Annotated in this window: 21 protein-coding genes; 5 read left to right on the top strand and 16 right to left on the bottom strand. The window is 38.1% G+C overall.

Translation table 11 applies throughout. The features are described from left to right. The first annotated feature begins 231 nt into the window (after positions 1-231). On the top strand, positions 232-735 hold the full coding sequence (locus IPMB12_RS09140) for a single-stranded DNA-binding protein (protein WP_166917024.1): 504 nt from the start codon (positions 232-234) through the stop codon (positions 733-735). Positions 736-810: 75 nt separating this feature from the next. Here IPMB12_RS09140 and pyrC read toward each other — a convergent pair whose 3' ends face one another. Next, positions 811-1,854: a dihydroorotase gene (gene pyrC / locus IPMB12_RS09135; protein WP_166917023.1), complete on the bottom strand. Its 1,044-nt coding sequence runs from the start codon at positions 1,852-1,854 to the stop codon at positions 811-813. Between the two features lie 175 nt (positions 1,855-2,029). On the opposite strand from pyrC, the gene IPMB12_RS09130 reads away from it, so the two are divergent. Further along, positions 2,030-3,511 (top strand): fumarate hydratase, encoded by a 1,482-nt coding sequence (locus IPMB12_RS09130; protein WP_166917021.1) that lies wholly within the window; start codon positions 2,030-2,032, stop codon positions 3,509-3,511. 66 nt (positions 3,512-3,577) lie between these two features. On the opposite strand, the gene IPMB12_RS09125 is transcribed toward IPMB12_RS09130, so the two are convergent. The 12 genes from IPMB12_RS09125 to IPMB12_RS09070 all read right to left on the bottom strand — a co-directional run bounded on the left by IPMB12_RS09125 (position 3,578) and on the right by IPMB12_RS09070 (position 16,688). Further along, positions 3,578-4,270, bottom strand: coding sequence for a DUF2461 domain-containing protein (locus tag IPMB12_RS09125; RefSeq protein ID WP_166917019.1), 693 nt, complete (start codon positions 4,268-4,270; stop codon positions 3,578-3,580). A 145-nt stretch (positions 4,271-4,415) separates the two neighbouring features. Continuing rightward, entirely contained in the window at positions 4,416-5,150 is a 735-nt protein-coding gene (locus IPMB12_RS09120; RefSeq protein WP_166917017.1) for a glucosamine-6-phosphate deaminase, read from the bottom strand. Positions 5,151-5,195: 45 nt separating this feature from the next. Beyond that, positions 5,196-5,951, bottom strand: a complete 756-nt coding sequence (gene kdsB, locus IPMB12_RS09115) for a 3-deoxy-manno-octulosonate cytidylyltransferase (RefSeq protein ID WP_166917015.1) — start codon at positions 5,949-5,951, stop codon at positions 5,196-5,198. Position 5,952: 1 nt separating this feature from the next. Beyond that, positions 5,953-6,126 (bottom strand): Trm112 family protein, encoded by a 174-nt coding sequence (locus IPMB12_RS09110; protein WP_166917013.1) that lies wholly within the window; start codon positions 6,124-6,126, stop codon positions 5,953-5,955. 6 nt (positions 6,127-6,132) lie between these two features. Continuing rightward, on the bottom strand, positions 6,133-7,128 hold the full coding sequence (lpxK, locus tag IPMB12_RS09105; protein WP_166917011.1) for a tetraacyldisaccharide 4'-kinase: 996 nt from the start codon (positions 7,126-7,128) through the stop codon (positions 6,133-6,135). Next, complete coding sequence (msbA, locus tag IPMB12_RS09100; protein ID WP_407704084.1) at positions 7,129-8,820, bottom strand: lipid A ABC transporter ATP-binding protein/permease MsbA; 1,692 nt, start codon at positions 8,818-8,820, stop codon at positions 7,129-7,131. It abuts the gene before it with no gap. Positions 8,821-8,922: 102 nt separating this feature from the next. Further along, positions 8,923-11,235, bottom strand: a complete 2,313-nt coding sequence (locus IPMB12_RS09095) for a DNA internalization-related competence protein ComEC/Rec2 (protein WP_166917007.1) — start codon at positions 11,233-11,235, stop codon at positions 8,923-8,925. Positions 11,236-11,406: 171 nt separating this feature from the next. Continuing rightward, positions 11,407-11,688: an integration host factor subunit beta gene (locus tag IPMB12_RS09090; RefSeq protein WP_166917005.1), complete on the bottom strand. Its 282-nt coding sequence runs from the start codon at positions 11,686-11,688 to the stop codon at positions 11,407-11,409. Between the two features lie 81 nt (positions 11,689-11,769). Beyond that, positions 11,770-13,452 (bottom strand): 30S ribosomal protein S1, encoded by a 1,683-nt coding sequence (gene rpsA, locus IPMB12_RS09085; RefSeq protein ID WP_166917003.1) that lies wholly within the window; start codon positions 13,450-13,452, stop codon positions 11,770-11,772. A 107-nt stretch (positions 13,453-13,559) separates the two neighbouring features. Beyond that, positions 13,560-14,249, bottom strand: a complete 690-nt coding sequence (gene cmk, locus IPMB12_RS09080; protein WP_166917001.1) for a (d)CMP kinase — start codon at positions 14,247-14,249, stop codon at positions 13,560-13,562. 73 nt (positions 14,250-14,322) lie between these two features. Beyond that, on the bottom strand, positions 14,323-15,618 hold the full coding sequence (gene aroA, locus IPMB12_RS09075; RefSeq protein ID WP_166916999.1) for a 3-phosphoshikimate 1-carboxyvinyltransferase: 1,296 nt from the start codon (positions 15,616-15,618) through the stop codon (positions 14,323-14,325). A gap of 191 nt (positions 15,619-15,809) precedes the next feature. After that, the gene (locus IPMB12_RS09070) at positions 15,810-16,688 is read right to left on the bottom strand and encodes a helix-turn-helix domain-containing protein (protein WP_166916997.1); all 879 of its coding nucleotides are present in this window, start codon (positions 16,686-16,688) and stop codon (positions 15,810-15,812) included. 248 nt (positions 16,689-16,936) lie between these two features. On the opposite strand from IPMB12_RS09070, the gene IPMB12_RS09065 reads away from it, so the two are divergent. The 3 genes from IPMB12_RS09065 to IPMB12_RS09055 all read left to right on the top strand — a co-directional run bounded on the left by IPMB12_RS09065 (position 16,937) and on the right by IPMB12_RS09055 (position 19,991). After that, positions 16,937-18,205 (top strand): MFS transporter, encoded by a 1,269-nt coding sequence (locus IPMB12_RS09065; RefSeq protein ID WP_166916995.1) that lies wholly within the window; start codon positions 16,937-16,939, stop codon positions 18,203-18,205. A 122-nt stretch (positions 18,206-18,327) separates the two neighbouring features. Next, positions 18,328-19,230: an EamA family transporter gene (locus IPMB12_RS09060; protein ID WP_166916993.1), complete on the top strand. Its 903-nt coding sequence runs from the start codon at positions 18,328-18,330 to the stop codon at positions 19,228-19,230. 272 nt (positions 19,231-19,502) lie between these two features. Then, positions 19,503-19,991, top strand: coding sequence for a DUF4822 domain-containing protein (locus IPMB12_RS09055; RefSeq protein WP_166916991.1), 489 nt, complete (start codon positions 19,503-19,505; stop codon positions 19,989-19,991). A 69-nt stretch (positions 19,992-20,060) separates the two neighbouring features. On the opposite strand, the gene IPMB12_RS09050 is transcribed toward IPMB12_RS09055, so the two are convergent. The 3 genes from IPMB12_RS09050 to IPMB12_RS09040 form a co-directional block, all read right to left on the bottom strand. After that, positions 20,061-20,459, bottom strand: a complete 399-nt coding sequence (locus IPMB12_RS09050; protein ID WP_166916989.1) for a rhodanese-like domain-containing protein — start codon at positions 20,457-20,459, stop codon at positions 20,061-20,063. Between the two features lie 467 nt (positions 20,460-20,926). Beyond that, positions 20,927-21,289, bottom strand: coding sequence for an RHS repeat domain-containing protein (locus IPMB12_RS09045; protein ID WP_208293472.1), 363 nt, complete (start codon positions 21,287-21,289; stop codon positions 20,927-20,929). 177 nt (positions 21,290-21,466) lie between these two features. Next, positions 21,467-22,048, bottom strand: a complete 582-nt coding sequence (locus tag IPMB12_RS09040) for a hypothetical protein (protein ID WP_166916987.1) — start codon at positions 22,046-22,048, stop codon at positions 21,467-21,469. Between the last annotated feature and the right edge of the window lie 227 nt (positions 22,049-22,275).

Here is a 22,275-nt window from a genome sequence, read left to right as displayed (position 1 = left end):
TAACAAAATTTGTATATAAGATGTATTGGTTATTATGCCTATTTCAAGAGTAGGTAGTTTTTAATTAAGCAAAATTTTCGGACATAATCTCTGTGTAAAAATGCGACATAAATTCCAAACTCACTGATTACCCGTAGAATTCTATTCTGTTATTTTTGTTAGCTATGCTACAATGCTGCAATAAATTTCATATCGATAAATATACCGATAAAATTAGTTTAGGAGTCTAGAATGGCAAGTCGCGGTATCAATAAAGTAATTCTTGTAGGTAACCTTGGACAAGATCCTGAGGTGCGTTATTTACCTAATGGTGGAGCGGTCACCAATATCAGTATTGCTACTTCGGAAACATGGAAAGATAAACAAACTGGCGAACAGAAAGATCGTACTGAATGGCACCGTGTGGTTATTTTCGGTAAATTAGCAGAAATCGCAGGTGAATATTTGAAAAAGGGTTCACAAGTTTATATTGAAGGTTCACTACAAACGCGTAAATGGCAGGATCAATCAGGTCAGGACCGTTACTCAACAGAAGTTGTTGTTAACATCGGTGGTGTGATGCAAATTCTTAGCTCTCGTTCAGCGGGTGAAGGCGCAGGCCAACAAAGCTGGGGACAAAGTCCTAACAATCAATCATCAGCGCCGGCAGCATCTCGCCCTGCTCAACAGGCTGCACCACAGCAACCAGTGAGCAATGAACCGCCGATGGATTTTGATGATGATATTCCGTTTTAATTAACGAATTTACTAACAGATAAAACAAAGGCTTGATCATTCAAGCCTTTTTTATTTTGAGTTAACTTATATAAACTAATCAGTAACTATCGACCATTCAAGCAGCTCTCCGGCTAAAAATGGAATCAGTTTTCCACCACTGACAACCTCAATACTTTCCGGTACAAACATTGGTTGTTTAATTAAAGTAATAGTTTCAGTGTTTGTCGGGAGTCCATAAAAACGTGGGCCATTTAAAGAGGTGAAGGCTTCCAGTTTATCCAGAGCATTTTCTTGTTCAAAAATATGCGCATAAATAGAGAGAGCTGTAATCACATTAAAAGCACCAGCACAACCACAAGCACCTTCTTTCTTGCCCTGCTCATGTGGTGCTGAATCTGTACCTAAGAAGAAACGTGATGAACCAGAAGTTACTGCTTTAACCAGTGCCTGACGGTGAATCTCACGCTTTAAGATCGGTAAACAATAATTGTGTGGTCTGAGCCCGCCCTGAAACAGTGCATTACGATTTAATAATAAATGTTGTGGGGTAATTGTTGCTGCTAAATTATCTTTTCCGTTTAATACAAACTCGGCTGCTTCTTTCGTTGTAGCGTGTTCCAGTACGACTTTTAATTCAGGTAAGCGATTAAGTAACGGAACTAAGATTGTTTCAATAAAACGAGCTTCGCGATCAAAAACATCAATATGACTGTCTGTCACTTCACCATGAATAAGTAACGGAATTCGCTCTTTTTGCATCATTTCAAGCACTGGCATTACCGCATCAACAGAACTCACACCATGAGCTGAGTTAGTTGTTGCATGTGCAGGATAAAGTTTCACCGCTTTAATTACACCACTTTGATAGCCACTTAGTAAATCTTTAGCATCCGAATCGTCAGACAAATAAGCAGTCATTAATGGCTGAAAGTGATGATTTTCAGGCATAGAACCTAAAATACGCTCACGATAATCACTAATAGCAGAAGTCGTCTTGAGTGGTGGAACAAGGTTTGGCATAACAACTGCCCGACCATAAATCTGGCTACTATAAGGTAATACAGTTGCCAACATTTCATTATCCCGCAGATGCAGATGCCAGTCATCTGGCCGGCGAATTACAAGTTTTACAGACATAGAACCAGACTCACTTATTCATTGTTCTTTTTATTTGAAGCCCTCTATTTTGCCAATTAATTTTATTTTTGTCTAAAAAATTAGATTAAGATTTCTTTTAAAATCATAAATAAGGTAGAATTTACGCTTATTTTTTTAAATTGTACCTACATTTTCAGGCAATAAGGCAAAGGTTATGACTGTTATCAAACAGGATGATTTTATTCAAAGTATTAGTGATGCATTTCAATTCATCAGTTATTACCATCCTCAAGATTTTATTGATGCCATGATCGCAGCCTGGAAAAAAGAAAGAAATCTGGCCGCTAAAAATGCCCTTGCTCAAATAATTATTAACAGCCAGATGTGTGCTGAGAATAAAAGACCACTTTGTCAGGATACTGGTATTGCTACAGTGTTTCTTAAAGTCGGTATGAATATTCAGTGGGATGCGAAACTTTCACTAGAAGAGATGGTTAATGCAGGCGTAAAGCGAGCTTATCTTCATACAGATAATATCTTAAGAGCTTCTGTAGTTTCTGATCCTGCGGGTAACAGAATCAATACCAAAGATAATACTCCTGCCGTTTTGCATGTTGACATAGTTCCCGGTGATGAACTGGAAATTACCTGTTCAGCCAAAGGTGGCGGCTCAGAAAATAAAGCCCGTCTGGCTATGTTAAATCCTTCAGACTCCGTCGTTGACTGGGTATTAAAAACGATACCAACACTGGGAGCCGGCTGGTGCCCTCCGGGTGTGATCGGCATTGGAATTGGTGGTACTGCAGAAAAAGCGATGCTCATGGCTAAGCAATCTTTAATGTCTCATGTCGACATTCATGAGCTTCAAGAAAAAGTTAAATTTAACCAAAAACTAACATCAATTGAAACCCTGCGCCTGACACTCTTTGAAAAAATTAATCGATTGGAAATTGGTGCTCAGGGTCTTGGCGGACTCAGTACAGTTTTGGATGTAAAAATTCTTGATTACCCGACTCACGCCGCCAGTCTGCCAGTGGCTTTAGTGCCTAACTGTGCTGCTACCCGTCATGTTACTTTTACTTTAAATGGTAATGGCCCAGTTAAATTAACTCCACCCACCTATGACTGGCCACATATTAACTTAACTCAGGCAAACACTAAGCGCCTTAATCTGGATAATATTACTAAGGCAGACCTCCGTTCACTCAAACAAGGAGAGCAAGTATTACTCTCGGGTACATTACTCACTGCGCGTGATGCCGCTCATAAAAAGTTGATTGATCTGCTAAATAACAATCAGCCTTTGCCGGTTGATTTAACCAATAAGATAATTTATTACGTCGGTCCTGTTGATCCGGTTAAAGACGAAGTTGTTGGCTCAGCAGGACCAACAACTTCAACCAGAATGGATAAATTTACTCGCCAGCTTTTAGAGCAAACAGGTGTAATAGGTATGATTGGTAAAGCCGAGCGTGGGGATGATACCGTCACCGCCATTAAAGAGAATGGTGCAGTTTATTTTATGGCTGTTGGTGGCGCGGCTTATCTGGTAGCACAAACGATTAAACAGGCGAAAGTAGTTGCTTTCCCAGAGCTGGGAATGGAAGCAATTTATGAATTTGTTGTGAAAGATATGCCAGTTACTGTGGCTGTTGATACACAAGGTGACTCTATTTATGTCCGTCACCTTATATAAAGATTTATTTAAGGAGCGTGTCTAAGAAATCCTCCTTAGATACGTTTCTTATAAACTTAGAAAAAACTACTCAGGAATATTCTTAATAATTTCAACACGCATTAAGTAGTCATATAATGGCACTAGTTGTTGAAATCCTTTAGTCAGTCTCTTGACAAGATCAGGACTAAATGTCTCTTCCACTTGATGACTTGTGACCATAACCGCGAAACTTTTACGATTATACCAGGTTGCAATTTCGGTTGGTTGTTCTTTTATTAATGGACGTTTATAACTCTCACCCACCAGCTCAAAAGGTTTCTTACAGCTTTTAGCAACGTTTAAAAACGCTTCCGGATCACGGTTAATTTCTTTACGAAAAATATCCATCGTCTCTTTTGAAGTACAATAATAACCCAGTCCATAGCGATAAGCATCAGGTCCAATTTCAAAAAAATAAGCCGGTGACTCTTTCCAGTCTTTACTTGGTCGCTTGAATGTTAACCAAAAGCGATCCCGGTAACGAGTCTTGTCATTAGAAAAGCGCGTATCACGATGAATACGTGATATGGTTTTATTCACAGCTGGTTTAGTTTCAAACCATTGATCAATTTTCAACATACAAGGCGTCAGTTCTTCAACTAATAATTTAAAGGGTTCTAACACTCGCTTTTCATATACTGGACGATGTTCTTCAAACCACTCTTTGTCATTTTTTAAACGAACAGTTTGTAGAAAGTTTAAACCTTCCTGGCTAAAACCGGTAAATTTTGTTTTCATCTCATACCTTATCAATAATAGTTATCTGCATCATTTAATATCAATTAAATAATATAAATAAATCAATAAGTTAAAAATCATTTAAAATGTCATTTTAATTAATACAGATAAAATGGCAACCTGATGTGCCATTTCTAAATTATTTTTATTTACGCTGCGTTAATAGCGATGCCGCATCTTCGTCTAGTACCACAACAACATTAGGATGTTTTTGTAAAATAGAAGCTGGAACATCTATCGTAATCGGGCCTTCAATCATTCCTTTAACAGCTTCCGCTTTACGTTTACCTGAGGCTGTCACTAATACTTGTTTTGCATCCATTATATCAGCCAGACCAAGCGTCATCATACCTTCTGGTGCTTCATCACGTGTTAAGCCATTATATAACATGGTACTTTGCACTGTAGACTCGTCACTTTTAGCAAAGAATAGGCGAGAATCAAATGACGTACCGGGTTCATTAGCTCCTAGATGACCATTAACACCAAGTCCGACGATTTGTAGATCACGAGGATATTTAGCGAGTATTTGATTATAGCGGTTAAGCTCAGCCTGACGGTCTGTCACACTAGCATCCATTAAACCAATCACTTTAGGACGCGATTTAATCAAATCATAGAGTTTTTTATGCATATAAGTATAAACATTATAAGATGCGTGGCGAGGAGAAATATATTCATCCAGATTCATCAACACACAATTTTCTAACTTGATACTTCCATCATTAATCGCCTTAACCATCAGTTCAAAAATACCATCATAACTGGCGCCTGTGGTGGTATTGATAACCGGATTTGGTACTGTATCAAAGATATGCTTAATGACTTTAAATCCTTCTGCAGACATTGCCTGATAATCTTTTGTATAAATAATTTTCATACCCTGCCTCTCTTATGATTTTAATGTTTATTCCATTAATATGGACTACTTTTTATTTAAAAAAATCTTACGAACTGCTTCTAAATCCTCAATAGTATCAACACCAATTGCCGGCGTCTCTTTAGCAACACCCACATGAATTCTTTCACCATACCAAAGCACACGTAATTGTTCCAGCATCTCAATCTGTTCCAGCTGAGTCGGTTGCCACTGAATATACTGGCGAATAAATCCAGCACGATAAGCGTAAATACCGATATGGCGGAAATAAAACTGACCAATTTGGTCTTTAGATTTTGCAAAACGATCACGATCCCAAGGGATTGTTGCTCGGGAAAAATAAAGTGCATAACCATCTTTATCCATAACAACTTTTACTGCTCCGGGATTAAAAGCCTCTTCAACACTTTCAATAGGAACTGCTAGTGTTGCCATGCCTGTTTTATATTGCACTAAGTTATGTGCGACCTGATCAATAATAACCGGTGGAATTAATGGCTCATCACCCTGAACATTCACAATAATCTCATCATCGCTAAATTTATATTTATCGATGACTTCTGCTAAGCGCTCAGTCCCTGAATTGTGCTTGTCACTGGTCAAACAGACTTCACCACCAAGTTGTTTAACTGTATTAAATACGTCCTGATTATCCGTTGCTACAATCACGCGATTCGCACCTGATTTTAAGGCTTGTTCCATCACACGAATCACCATCGGTTTACCGGCGATATCAGCAAGTGGTTTACCCGGCAAACGAGTTGATGCAAAACGAGCAGGAATAATAACTGTAAATCCCATCTTAGTTGTCCCCACTTAGTGGTAATGCTTCGTTTTCGAGCAGCACAGGAATATTATCTTTTATTAAAAAAACCAGTTGGTCTTTTTGACAAATTAAACAGTTCTTTTCTTTATTATAAATAAGTTTGCCAAAACATTTTGGGCAAGCTAATGCATCCAGTAAACGTTGTTCCATTTTTATTTATGCCTTATGTTTTAATATCTCTAACTTATTGGTGACATCAGTAATAAAAGTCTCAGGTAGTGTTGCACTAATCGGTAAGTACCACCAGTTTTGCTGAGCATAACTTCTGCATTTTACAGCATCTTTTTCTGTCATCAGTAAAGATTGTGCTGGTGTTGCTAAACATTGTAACTGGTCTTGCAGATAATCCTGATGATCAGCAAAAGCGTGCTGACTTTCAACTATCGCTCCCAGTTGCATTAACATATCAAAAAAACGTGCCGGATGACCAATTCCCGCCATCGCCTGAATATGAGAAAGCTCACTTAAACCACGTTTTTCACCTGTCTGTAAATTAATTACCTGTTGTGGTTTAAGCTGCATAGTCACAGGGTTAATTAAACCATGGTCACTCTCAGAATTGCCGTTAATAATCGTAAAATCAACAGACTTTAAACGACGCTGACTTTCACGCATTGGACCTGCAGGTAACCACCAGCCATTACCAAACCAACGCGTACCATCAATAACCACAATTTCAATATCTCTTTGCAGGGCATAATGTTGCAGACCATCATCAGTAACAATCACATCCAGTTGATACTTCTCAAGTAACGCTTTAGCCGCTTCGCTACGCTTTGGTGCCACAGCAACTGGAACTTGTGTCCGTTGAAAAATCAGTACTGGTTCATCTCCGGCTTGCGCTGTTGTAGTCGTCTCATTCAGAATTAATGGATAATTCTCACTCTTACCACCATATCCACGAGAGATCACACCAACACGATGCCCACGTTTTTGTAACTCTTCAACCAGATAGATAACAACAGGTGTTTTACCATTACCACCAACACTTAAATTACCTACCACAATAACAGGAACAGGTGCTTTCCACGAAGGAAGAACACCTGTTTTATATAACCAGCGACGAACTGTGGCAATACAACCATATAACAGAGAAAACGGCAGTAATAATAAATAGAGCTTATTCTGTCCTGACCATATTCTGGCAATCATCTATTCACCAAATTGCATACTGTGTAATTGCATATAAGCACCACCTTTGTCCAATAGTACTTTGTGGCTACCACGTTCAATAATACGTCCATCATGCACGACAATAATCTCATCAGCTTTTTCAATAGTTGATAAGCGGTGGGCAATAACGATTGAGGTACGATTTTTTTGTAATTCATCTAGTGCTGACTGAATCGCACGTTCAGATTCTGTATCCAGCGCTGATGTTGCTTCGTCCAGAATAAGGATAGGATTATCACGCAATAAAGCACGCGCAATCGCGATACGTTGGCGCTGCCCACCAGAAAGAAGAACACCGTTCTCCCCCACCATAGTATCTAAACCATTATCCAGTTTTTCAATAAAGTCCATCGCATGAGCAAGCGTTGCTGCTTGAACAATCTGTTCACGAGTGTATTCACCAACCCGACCATAAGCGATATTATTCGCAATCGTATCATGAAACAGATGCACATTTTGCGAAACGAGTCCGATCTGGTTTCTTAACGATTGCAGCGTATACTCTTTAATATTATGTTGATCTAATAAAATCTCACCTTGATCAACCTCATAAAAACGGGTTAATAAGCTTGCTATTGTTGATTTACCAGAACCGGAACGACCAACTAATGCTACAGTTGTACCGGCAGGTACAGTAAAGCTAACATCATTCAAAGCCGGATCTTCACGGGTAGAATAAGTAAATACCACATTTTTAAACTCAATGTCACCTTTAACCCTTTCAACCTCAAGTGTTCCTTTATCTTCTTCCAGAGGTTCATCTAGTAGAGCAAATAGCGTCTGACAGGCGGCCATTCCGCGCTGGAACTGTGCATTTACAGAGGTCAGTTCTTTTAAAGGTTTCATCAACGCGACCATTGCTGAAAAGACTACTGTGAATGAACCGGCAGAGATATCAGAGAAATCAGAATTACTTGCCATAAACAAAATAAATGCCAGAGCAAAAGAAGCGATAATCTGAATAATCGGTGTCGATAATGCTGAAATAGAAACCATCTTCATACCCAATCTACGAATATGATCACTCACTTTATCAAAGTTATTCTTTTCTACTTCCTGCGCACCAAAAATCAGAACTTCTTTATGGCCTCTTAGCATTTGCTCTGCTGCTGAAGTCACTGCGCCCATACTATTTTGGATATTTTTACTAATATCTCGAAAACGCTTAGAAACAATTTTAATAATAATTCCAACAATTGGTGCTATCACAATAAGTACTAAAGATAGCTGCCAGCTGTTGTAAAACATAATGGAAAACAACCCGATCAAATAAGCCGTTTCTCGCACAACAACAATAAGTGCACCGGCAGAAGAAGCCGCGACTTGTTCTGAATCATAAGTAATACGAGAAAGTAATCGTCCGGTTGAATTTTGATCATAAAATGGTACTGGAGCTTTTAATAAATGGTTAAAAATCTTCTGACGAATATTCATCACTATTTTGCCAGAAACCCATGACAAGCAATAAGTTGATGTATAGTTAGCCACACCACGCATAGTAATGAGCCCTACGACAACAAATGGCATCCAAAATAGAATACTTCTGTCACTTTTACCAAAACCATCATCTAGTAACGGTTTTAATAAAGAAATTAATGCAGTATCCGCAACTGCGTTCATAATTAAACAAACGACAGATATCATTAAAACTGCTTTAAATACAGATATCATCGGCCATAAACGTTTAAAGGTTTGCCAGACCGAAAAGTCCTTATCAGTTACTTTATTATCCACTATGTAATCCATCTAAAAGAAAATTAATCTATTTTACCTTTAATTCGTCAAAGCACCAAACCAATCGTGATACCAACGGGGTTTTATTTGTTGTCTATATGTGTTGACGTGCCAATTCTCATGAGTAAACAGTATACTAATTTGTCCAGCGCTGGCTGTTGAAAAAACAGGAATTTGTTTATCACTATAGCGTGCTATGACTTTATCTGAAGGTAAATGCCACGGATTATAACGGGGAATAGAATTAACCGCTATTTCCGGCATAACATGGTTTAAAAAGGCATAACTGGACGACGTATTACTGCCATGATGAGGAATTTGTAAAATTGTTGAAGATAATCCATATTTATACTGCTCTACCAGTCTGTACTCCTGTGCTTTTTCCAAATCTCCTGTCAATAAAACTGAATGTTTACCGTCAAAAACTCTCACCACGCAAGAGTCAGCATTTCTGGCTTGTTCAACTGCCGATAATGGCCAGAGTACTTCAAAATTTAAAGATATCCATTTCCATGATTTACCTTTTATGCAGTGATTCTCAGGTGATGTTGCTGAAGACATTAATAACCAGCTTTGTGGATAGTATCGTTGTAAGATTTCAAGTCCTCCACGGTGATCGCTATCATCGTGACTGACAATAATTCCTATTAGACGAAAATCATTCCACCGTAAAAAAGGCAGAATCACCTTCTCTGCCATACTTCCTGACTCCCAGAGCTGACCCGTATCATATAGAACAACATCTTGTTCCTGCTGCATAACAATTACTAAGCCATGTCCCACATCCAGTACATGTAATTGCCAGACACCCTGCTCTTTTTGCCAAAAAGGCAAAAAAATCAGTAATAAACCTGACATTATGGTGATATAAAATGAACGCCAAAACTCTGTACGCCAGATGATTAAACCAAGCCAACCTATAAGGCTTAGCAGATACATGTGTTTTGAGAAGTAATACCAGCTACCATCAACAACCTGAATAAAATATAACACCCACTCTAAAGACTCATTAGCGATAAACCAAAAATATGACTCTAATAACGATAAATTAAATATATGCAGAATGAGAGCAATTAAAATAGCAGGAAAGGTGATGAGGGAAACAATGGGAATAGCCACCAGATTAGCAATTAATGACCCATAACTCATTCCCTGAAAAATCCAAAACTGTACAGGCAGTAATAGAATAAGCAGACCAAACTGTAAATGTAATAAACGCGCAAAATACCCTCGTTTTTTACGCTTAACTACCTTAGGTAGTGGTAACCACTGAAACAGAAAAATCAGACTGGCTACAGCATAGCAGGATAACCAAAAACTATCAGACAGCGCCATTAGAGGATCAAATAGCAACAGTAATGTGACAACCCACAGATATATCTGCCATGAAGAGAGATAAATTTGTCTTGAATAGACTAGTAGCCAGCAACTCATGGCTATCATGGCCCGAATAGCTGGAGGGTTCATGCCAGATAACCAGGTATAAAATAAAGCGCCTGCCCAGCTGATGAAAATAGGATATTTCAAAGAGATAAACTGCTTAGGCAGAATATACTGGGCTGCTCTCACCAAATGCCAGATGACCAAAGCAACCAGCATAATATGCATACCTGATATCGCCATCAAATGCATAATACCGGTCTGCATAAGTATCTGCTTATGTTCTTCCGTTAACCGTTCACGCTCACCAAAGGCTAAAGCAATTAAAATATCTGCCCTGGAAGATTGCCCTATAGAATCTAAGGCCGAAGAGATAATTGTCTGCCGTAAACTATATTCCAGCTCAAGTAGCTGGTAACTCTTAACTCGTCCCTGTAGTACCGTTCGGTTGGCAACAGACCAGCGCTGACTATCAAAGCTACCTTCATTAAGTCTGCTATGACTGGCACGCGTCTGAACTAATAGTTGCCATTTCTGACCTGCAAAAATAGCCGGAAATTGTTCTGACCACTGTAAGACAATAGGCACACTTGCAGATAATTCCTGATTATCAATACTATCTATATTAAATAAAACAAATCGATTCTCTTTACTAGTAGCGTCCTGAACGTCAATGTTTGCTGTAGTGACAATTCCCTGCACCATCAGTTGTTTATCAATATAAGGCAGAATGTTTGCCATATATTGCTTAGCACTGAGTGTTGACCATAATATCCCAACCAGTCCCATAACAATAAAGCATAGCATTGTACGTAATAATTTTTTGCAATTGGTAATACAGCAAATACAAAGTGAGATAACCAGTGTCAGAACACTCAGAATAGTAAGTTCCAAAGTTGTTGGTAGCCTTGTTATAAATAATAAAATAACACAGCTAAGATTAAAACCAAGTAAAGAGATATAAACAGGCATTACAATATCGCCAAAAGCTATACTGTAATGAATTAGGTCATGAAGAAAAGATAACCTTTAAGGTGATGTGAGCTGACTCGAAAAAACAATTTTACTGTTACAGTAGCAAAAAAACCTTCTGTAAAACTACAGAAGGTTCTTAAGAAAATTTTAATTCATTAAAAGAATAAATTAAGCGTTGTTTACGCGCTCTCTTAACTCTTTACCTGGTTTAAAATGAGGTATATATTTTTGCTTAACTGTTACTTTACCACCCGTTCTTGGGTTGCGAGCTTTGCGCGGGGCACGGTAATTTAAAGCAAAACTACCAAAACCACGAATTTCAACACGGTCATTCTTTTCCATTGCTGTTGAAATTTGCTCGATAATATCGCGCACAGCTTCATCAACAATTTGAACAGGAAGGTGTGTACGCCAGTTTGCTAACTTTTCTGTCAAATCTGATCTATTCATGATATATCCTCTTAGAATTTTTAAGTATTCTTATTATTATAATATAAAGAATAAGGAGATCGCTCTCCTTATTCAGTTTTATTACTCGCTTTTTGATGCCGCTTTGAATGCTTCAGCCATAGCGTTAGTAAATGCAGCCTCTTCTTGTTTCGGCGTATTATTTACTGCTGCAATAGCGTCTTTTTCATCAGCTTCATCTTTTGCTTTGATTGATAAAGAAACAGCACGAGTTTTACGATCAATGTTCATAATTTTGGCTTCAACTTCTTCGCCAACTTTTAACACTTGTGATGCGTCTTCCACGTGGTCACGTGAAATATCTTGTGCTTTAAGGTAACCTTCAATACCATCAGCCAACTCAATAGTTGCACCTTTAGCATCAACTGCAGTTACTTTACCTTTAACAATAGCGCCTTTTTTGCTATTTGCAGAGAAGTTATTAAACGGATCTTCTTCTAGTTGTTTAACACCTAGAGAGATACGCTCACGTTCTGCATCAACTTGTAATACAACAGCAGCAATATCGTCGCCTTTTTTGTATGCTTTAACAGTTTCTTCACCTGGTGCATTCCAAGAAATGTCAGATAAGTGAACTAACCCATCAATGCCACCATCAAGACCGATGAAGATACCAAAGTCAGTGATTGACTTGATCTTACCTTCAACGCGATCGCCTTTGTTATGAGTCTCAGCAAATTGTAACCATGGGTTTGGTTTACATTGTTTAAGACCTAGAGAGATACGACGACGTTCTTCATCAATTTCAAGAACAACAACATCAACCACGTCACCTAAGCTAACCACTTTAGATGGGTGAATGTTTTTGTTTGTCCAATCCATTTCAGATACGTGAACCAGACCTTCAACGCCAGTTTCAATTTCAACAAAGCAACCATAATCAGTTAAGTTAGTTACTTTACCACGTGCTTTAGTACCTTCTGGGTAACGTTTAGCAATTGAAATCCATGGATCTTCGCCTAATTGTTTTAAGCCTAAAGATACACGTGAACGATCACGGTCGAATTTAAGAACTTTAACCAGGATTTCCTGACCAACTTCAACCACTTCACTTGGATGTTTAACACGTTTCCAAGCCATATCAGTGATATGTAGTAGACCATCAACACCACCAAGATCAACGAATGCACCGTAGTCAGTAAGATTTTTGATAACACCTTTAACTTCAGAACCTTCTTGTAGGTTTTCAAGTAAGTGTTCTCTTTCAGCGCTGCTTTCAGATTCGATTACTGCACGACGAGATACAACTACGTTGTTACGTTTTTGGTCAAGTTTGATAACTTTTAATTCAATTTCACGGTTTTCGATGTGTGAAGTGTCGCGTAATGGACGAACATCAACAAGTGATCCAGGAAGGAACGCACGAACACCGTTTAGTTCAACCGTAAAGCCGCCTTTGACTTTACCATTGATAACACCTAATACTGTAGTATGCTCTTCAGCTGCTTTTTCAAGCACAATCCATGCTTCATGACGTTTTGCTTTCTCACGAGAAAGAATTGTTTCACCAAAGCCATCTTCAATAGAGTCAAGCACCACATCAACTTCATCGCCAACTTTAACTTCTAGTTCGCCTTGAGCATTTTTAAATTGTTCAGCTGGAATTGCAGATTCAGATTTAAGACCTGCATCAACAAGAACGACATCTTTATCGATAGCAACAACAGTACCACGAACAATACCGCCAGAGCGAGTTTCAAGTTGGTTAAGTGACTCTTCAAAGAGTTGAGCAAAAGATTCAGTCATATTTATTTTCTTTAGTTAAATTTAACGGCCATCTGGCATCATGCCTAATGGGGTTGCTTAAATTACTCCACTACTAATCCTTGTAATAGAGCTTTGGTTTTAAAGCCTTACAGCTTTAGATTTGATTTTATGTAAATTAGTGCTTTTTCAAAGACTTCCGAAATAGTAAGAGAGGTTGAATCAATCACTAAGGCATCATTCGTTGGCTTTAGTGGCGCAACCGTTCGGTTACGGTCTCGATAATCGCGTTCACTAATCTCCTGTAAAATCTCACCAAATATAGCATGAGCGCCCTTTTCTTGCAACTGTTTCATACGTCTTTCCGCACGAGCTTCTGCACTAGCATCCAGAAAGATTTTAACCGGTGCATCAGGAAAAACCACCGAGCCCATATCACGTCCATCAGCAATAAGTCCTGGTGCCTGCTGGAAGGCTCTTTGACGCTCAAGCAGAGCATCTCTGACTGAGCCAATCGCTGCCACCTGAGATGCTGCCACGCCTGTCTCCTGAGTACGAATTGCTTGCGACACATCTTGCTTATTCAATAATGTCACAACATGTTCACCTTGAGTCACAAACTCTAAAGGTAACTTTTTAGCTAACTCGACCAGCTTCGTTTCATTATTAAGTGCCACATTTTGAGTCAATGCTGACAGTGCCAACACACGATAAATTGCCCCTGAATCAAGTAAATGCCAACCAAAATGCTTAGCCAGAGCCTGACATAATGTCCCCTTGCCAACACCACTTGGACCATCAATGGCAATTACCGGAACACTTGTTGATGTTAGTGACATATCAATATTTTCCTTATTTTAATTTCTTTAATAAAATCAAATAGTTATATAAATAATTGATTTTATTAAACTTTTATTTTAACTGACTCATTTGAGCAAATTTATCAAAATAATCCGGGAATGTTTTTGCTGTACATTTAGGATCTAAAATCGTCACAGGTGTATCAGACAGCGCCACCAGAGAGAAGCACATTGCCATACGGTGATCATTATAAGTTGCAATTTCTGCATGCTTTAAGTAAGCCGGCGGAGTAATTGTAATATAGTCATGCCCTTCTTCAACAATTGCACCGACTTTACGTAGTTCTGTTGCCATTGCATTTAAACGATCGGTCTCTTTCACTCGCCAGTTATAGATATTGCGAATAGTGGTTGTCCCTTTGGCAAATAAAGCGGTGGTGGCAATTGTCATTGCAGCATCAGGAATATGATTCATATCTAAATCGACCGCGACTAACTTATCTGCGGTACATTCAATATAATCGTCAGCCCAGATAATCTTGGCGCCCATTTTAGCCAACACATCAGCAAATTTGGTGTCACCTTGTAGGCTTTTTTTACCCACACCGGTTACTCTGACTGTTCCACCTTTAATGGCCGCCGCCGCTAAAAAATAAGAAGCTGAAGATGCATCACCTTCTACCAGATATTGTCCAGGAGAAATATAAGATTGCTGACCTTTAATCGTGAAAGTTTGATAGTTTTGATTATGGACTTCAACACCAAAGATTTTCATCATTGCCAGCGTAATATCAATATAGGGCTTAGACACTAAGTCCCCCATAATTGCAATGGTTGTATCTTGTGTAGCCAGTGGTGACATCATCAAAAGTGCGGTTAAAAACTGACTGGAAACCGACCCATCAACCTGAATATGCCCACCAGTAAAACCACCATGAATATGCAGTGGCGGATAGTCTTCATTCTCCAGATAATCAACTTCAGCGCTGCCTTGTCTTAACGCGTCAACTAAATGACCAATCGGTCGCTCTTTCATCCGCGGTTCACCGGTTAAAATAATATTATGAGAACCAAGGCACAACGCAGCAGCCAGCGGTCTCATAGCCGTTCCGGCATTACCAAGAAATAGCTCAAGAGGTTTATTTGTCTGAAATGCCCCGCCAATCCCATCAATATCACAAATCGTACGGTTATCAGAGAGCTGATAATTTACGCCCAGTTCAGTTAATGCATTCAACATATAGCGCACATCATCACTATCTAGCAAATTGGTCAGGCGTGTTTGCCCTTTAGATAATGCGGCCAGTAAAAGAGCCCGATTAGAAACACTTTTTGAACCCGGTAAATTAATTGTGCCACTGAATTTTTTAATAGGTTGTAATGTAATAGAAGCAACAGATTCAGACATTAAATTTCTCTTTTCGTAATTGATTTAAATAGACCAACTCTGCATTGTAGAGGGAATAAACAGAGAACTCAACCAGTTAATAGGGATAAATTAAGCTGTTCATCAAACAATAAAAAGATGCGGTGAGCTGTCTAAAAAATAAGGCTAATCAAAGATATTGGCCAATCCCGAACTTATAAAATAAAAATCACTTAATAGCGCTCTAATGTCTCTTTGAGTAAATCAATCGCCTTGCTATTTTCAACACTATTTTCCCAGAGCTGATCAAAAAGTTTTTGATAACGTCTTATCGCATCCATTGATGAAGTAATCGACGCAATTCCGGTACTGACATTGGGGAACTCTCCTAAACGAAACGGACTAATCGCTAAAGAAAGTGGCGTAGCTTCCCGGTAAAAAATCTGGAATGTGAGTGACGGAACGACATTCTTAGTAATAGCAATTTTCAGTGTTTTTGGATTCTCTTCGATTTGCTGAATAAGATGCAAAACTTCTTGTCTGGCCAGCAGCGTTCTCTCCATTTTCTTACTGGGTGAAAGATTTAAGCTACCCACAAGCCCTAAATGTAAGAAACGCTCAATATGCTGAATGCCAACCAGATTAATCACCTGAGGGGAATGCTGCTGAAAGTGTGCTTTACGCTCTCTGAGAATTGCCAAGGCACTATCAATTTTATGTTTTTCTGTCACAGTCAGTGACGACGATTCCATCAACATCATAGATAAATGTTGCAGATAATTATCTGATGTTAACAGGAAAGAAAAAGGATCAAAATGGGAATAAACGGTGGTTGATTGTTCTTCTAGTTGGCGCATTCTTTCGAAAAAACCATCACCTGATGAGTAATACTCAGTATCAACTCCAAGCAGACTGGTCAGTGATGTATTAAGTAATGTTGCCAGTCGATCTAGAGTTTCAATTTTAACGAGCTCACCTTTTTCCAGACGATACACTGCTGCCCGAGAGATTTTTAGATTTTCTGCCACGTCTTCTGCACGTAATGAAGCGGCGATTCGATAAGCGCGTAAACGCTGCCCAATAGCTAGATAATCAATATGCGAAGTATTCATATATTTCTCTCTTAAAACTTATTATGAAAGTGTAACATAAGCTGATTTTGGAGTCCAAAAGAAGAATTTTATGCAACTAAAAGTTGCAATCTGGGCGACAATCCGTAAAATGCGTATGCTTATTCCCTCTATTTTTTACTTCCCGGGTAATAGCATATCCTTTCGCTCATGATGCATATATATGCAATTTGTCACTATAATGTATTAATATTTGAGTGATAGTTAACTAAATTTTAAGGTACTAATCTATGTCAAGTAATTCGTCACAGGATTCTGTTCAGGCGCAGATTGAAGATGGGCGCTATGCTAAAAAAGCGGTTCTTGCTTCAACTGTTGGTTATGCGCTGGATGGTTTTGATCTTCTTATTTTAGGTTTCATATTAGTCGCGATCTCTGCGGATTTAGGTTTAACTTCTACCGAAGCTGGCTCACTTGTTACCTGGACACTTATTGGTTCAGTAATTGGTGGATTTATTTTTGGTGCGCTGAGCGATAAATATGGCCGTATCAAAGTATTAACCTGGTCTATTGTATTATTTGCTGGTTTTACCGGTCTTTGTGCTTTTGCGCAAGGATATTGGGATCTGTTAGTTTATCGTACAATTGCAGGGCTTGGTCTTGGTGGTGAATTTGGTATTGGTATGGCACTTGCTGCTGAAGCATGTAAACCAAGTGAAAGAACCCGTATGTCATCTTACGTTGGCTTAGGCTGGCAGGCTGGTGTACTTGTTGCCGCCCTTATTACTCCTATTTTATTACCACTCATTGGCTGGCGTGGAATGTTCTTAGTCGGTGTGATTCCGGCCTTCATCTCTTTCGTGATTCGTCACTATATTGGCGAGCCTGAAATCTTTGTTGAAAAACAAAAAGAGATGCAAGAGAAAAAAGATAAAGTAAGTCCATTTAAAGAACTGGTTAAAGATGGTAAAACACTCAGAACCAGTATTGGCATCACCATTTTAACCTCAGTACAAAACTTTGGTTACTACGGTATTATGATTTGGATGCCTGGCTACCTTGCTAATAAATTCGGCTATACCTTAACTAAATCGGCAATGTGGACAGCTGTTACTATCATTGGTATGGGTTTTGGTATCTGGTTGTTTGGTCAACTTGCTGATCGTTTTGGACGTCGTCCAATCTTCCTGATTTATCAGGTAGGTGCAACTGTGATGGTTCTTCTTTACTCACAACTGGTTGACCCAATGGCACTACTATTTGGCGGTGCAATTCTTGGTATCTTTGTTAACGGTATGTTAGGTGGATATGGTGCTTTAATTTCAGAAGCCTATCCAACTCATGCACGTGCAACGGCACAAAACGTATTATTTAATATTGGCCGTGGTGTAGGTGGCTTTGGTCCAGCAGTTGTTGCTGCATTATCAGCTACAGCGGCAGTAACATTTGGTGGATTCTCATTTAATGTTGCTATTTTAGTGCTTGCCTCTTTATATCTGTTAGATATTTTTGCAACCTTATTCTTAATCCCGGCTAAAACTGGTGTTGAGTTAGAATAAGTAGCTTAACTCTAAAGACACCATCGCATAAAATGGATGGTGTCTTTGACTGTTTTATCCATTGCTTTCCTGCTCAAATAAGCAGACAATAACCTCTCTTCTCCTCCTATTTTCCAAACATTATGCAGATTAAAGATTTACTTCTCATTCTTTCCGTCATCGCTTTATGGGGGCTGAACTTTATTATCATGAAAATAGGTATGAGTTACACCACACCTTTTATTTTCGGATTTTTACGCTTTTTACCTTTTGTGTTTTTACTGTTCTTCTTTAAGCGACCTAAAATTCCTTTAAAAATGTTTATCGCTTATGGATTTGTCCTCTATTTTTGTCAATTTGCCCTACTTCTCTTTGGTATGAATCTGGGAATGCCTGCAGGTATGGCCTCCATGGTTTTACAGGCACAGGCCTTTTTTACGGTCTTCTTTGCCACCTTTTTACTGGGTGAGAGCTTTCGTATCAGAAGCTTTATTGGACTTTGTGTTTCCGCTTCTGGACTAACCTTAATTTGTTTACAAGCTGACGCATCAATCACGATTATTGGACTTATTTTTACCTTAGCTGCCAGCTCCTGCTGGGCAATGGGTAATATTTTAATGAAGAAGCTAACCGGGACAGATATGAAGTCATTAACCGTCTGGACTGGTGTTGTGCCGTTACTACCCTTTTTAATCGGTTCTTTGGTTATCGATGGACCTGAAGCTATCGTACAAACTATTCACTCCGCAGATATCATTTTTGTCTGTGCTATTTTATATACATCACTCATCGCGACCATTTATGGTAATACTATTTGGGGTGGTTTGATGCGTAAATATAATGTCAGTACTGTCGCCCCTTTCTCTCTGCTGGTGCCAATATTTGGTTTAAGTGCTGCAGCCATTATTCTGGGTGAACATCTTAGCTATATTGATATTATTGGTGCTTTTATTGTTATGCTTGGTTTATGTGTTAACGTTTTTGGTGGCAGAATTATTCAGTTCCTTAAACAAAGAAGTAGAAAACAAACTAATTCCACCAAATAATATTTATAATTAGAAAACCTTCTATTTAAACCACTCCACCCAACTTATTGTATACAATAATATTTTATCTACGATAGGATACAATTATTAATATAATTGAGTTTTAATTAGAAATGTCAAAGTTATAAATAAGTAAATAAAATTCAAATGGATAAGATTAATTTTAGCCAGTATACCAAAATGTCCGTTTACTAGTATTTTTCAAAATCGATGTTACACTGGCTAAGTAGTACCGTTATATTGATATTTTTATTCCTAAGGAGAGGAAATCTATGAAATTAACCAAATTATCTACTCTTGTTATTATTGCCGCAACTAGCTTTACTTTTAACGCAATGGCTGCAGAAACCCAACCTGTAGCAACAGCAATCTCTGCAACACAAGCAGTTCAAACATTGAATCAATATGAAAAAATCATGGTTGGACCTGTCTGGATTACAACCGGAGCGTTAAACCAAAAAGGTGAAACTGTTGCAAACACAGATCAAGGTGTCAGTAATTATTTTGGTGTAGCTGAATATTTTGCTGATCATACATTCAAAATGTTATCTCCGGATGGAAAACCTAAAATGCAAGGTGACTGGAGTATGAGTGAAGATGGAAAAACCAGAACTTTAGTCGCTAAAGATGCCAGTGGTAATATCCTATTCACACGTACTGTTGAAAACGTAAAAGTAACTCCGGAAGAGTATACTTACCGCATTTACCCAAATGCTGACAGTAAAACTGAGTACTTTGATATTGTGCATAAACCACAATAATCATTAACTATTTGCTTTATATAAAATGGCTAGCATGCAATATATGCTAGCCTAATTAGAACACTCTAATTAACAACTACAACCAATTCCAGAACCACTTGTTGCATTAATTCCTTCAGTTGCATACCCGTCCCTCTTCCACCAGTCTAAACCACCGATTAACTCTTTGACCTGAAAACCCAACGTTAATAATTTGAGAGCCGTCTTTGTAGATGCGTTACAACCTATTCCATCACAGTAACAAATATAAACTTTATTTTTATCCAAATGATTAACATTATTCAGGCACATCTCTTTATGCCACAAGTTAATAGCTCCCGGAATATGTTCATTTTCATAAGCTTCAGGAGAACGTCCATCAACAATAACAATGTTTTCTTTTTGATTTAAAGAAAGATATAAGTCGGCGGAATCCATTTCGTAGGCAAGTTTTGATTGATAATGGATTATTTGTTCAATAGACATCATTTTCTCCTTTGTGGTTACCAGATAAATGTTACTCAAAGTAAATTAATGTATTATATATCAGGTCATTGAGCACAATATAGATTTGTAATTATGTATTAGTCAATTGATGAAAATGATTAAATCTATTTGAAATAAAATAGTAGATTTGAAATAGGTGGCAACTTGAGAAATAGTAAGAAAATAATATAAAAAGGGGAGCATTGGAGGAACGGACGTCCGCAAAAATCATATTATGCATCTGATTTTATTCAGATATTTTTATTCTATTTTAAGTAACCTACGACCAGACCTATGACAACAGAAAGGATATTAATATGCCTTAATGACTCTTACAAGATTTTAATTATACAAATATACCAAGCAACTACTAATTGAACATTTTATGGTTTGATTGTTGGGTTGTTCAATATGGGCTAGTGAAAGCTGATTTTCATTATCATAAGCTAAGTTTCGCTGAGCAGTTGCCCTCACTCATCGTATGCTAAGCTAATACGGCTGTGTTGGTTGCTCGCTTCAATCAATTGGCCCAAACGGTCATATTGAAACTGAGTGGTTTGGGTTTGCGGTAAAAACAACCCTCTGTCTTTGGCACTGATATGGTTATCATTTAACAGCCAGTCAGACAATTGTTGCGGTAAGCTTGAGTGCCGTCTGCTGGTCTTTTTGGTCAGTTGTCCTAATATATCGCGTTCAAAGCGGTGTTCAATTAAGGTGGTGGCTTCACCATTCGGGTGAATCACTTGTCCTTGTTCGTATTGGGTAATCAGTTCGCCAGCGGCATTGTACTGGTATTGGGTGACTTTACCATCCCAACCCATTTCCTGAATCAAATTGTCTACGGCATCGTATTCAAAGCGGTAAGCATCACCATTTTCATTCATCAGTTGGGTTAAGCGTCGTGCTTGATCGTATTGATACTGGAAGGCATGGCCTAAGGCATTAATCCGTTTAAGCGGTAAGCCATCTTTGTCTAATCTAAACTAAATATAGAGATTATTTTCTAAGCTTTACTCTCTGTTTCCATTAAAGTTAAATTCTGTTGGTAGGTTATTGATAGTGCTATTTGCGTTGGTAGCTTTAGTAAAGTTGATTAGAAATCCAAGATTTGGCTCTTGGGTTTTGTTTTTCCTTTTTAAAACGGATATTGATAGTGAATATATTCCCTCTTCAATAGAGATTTTTTTTCCAGCAAGATAGTCTTTACCATTAATTGTTTCAATTTTTTCATGATGATTTTTATAATAGTTATGATTCCATTCATATAATTGATCTCCAGCGATGATCCAAATAGAAGACGTATCTGTGACTATGAAATCAAATTGATCATGATATGTTCTGATATTTTGCCATTCGCTGGGGAGCGAATTAGGTAATTTATTAATAAAAAACTGAAAAGCGCCAGAGTTTATTTCTTGTATTGGGAAAAAATATCCATTCTGGCATAATTGTTCATATACATTTTTATGTGCCGTAAGATATTTCAAAATGTTTTTTGTTCTAGTTTTCCCGTTGTCTTTCATTGTGTTTTCTAACATAACTGTGTCTAAAATGAAAAACCTATAATCAAAATTCTTTAAAATGAAGTCCATAAATATGTATTCCTACGAGTAATGTTTTTTATATATTTGATTGCATCTGATAGTGTTATATTTTCAACAATGGCATTTTTAGTTCCTGGTATCTTTAAATATCCCTTTTCTGTCATCCCTGCATAAGCTTTTTCTGCTTTTTCAAAAGCAGCTTTTTTTGTTCCTGCATATTTAGAGCCATGATATGGTAGCCCTTCTTTTAGTTGCCCTAGCTCATCGTATGCTAA

Origin of the sequence: Zophobihabitans entericus (genome assembly GCF_011745665.1) — a bacterium.
GTDB classification, from domain to species: Bacteria; Pseudomonadota; Gammaproteobacteria; order Enterobacterales; family Orbaceae; genus Zophobihabitans; species Zophobihabitans entericus.
The sequence above is the reverse complement of the archived record's forward strand: the minus strand, read 5'-3'. Positions and strand labels throughout refer to the sequence as shown.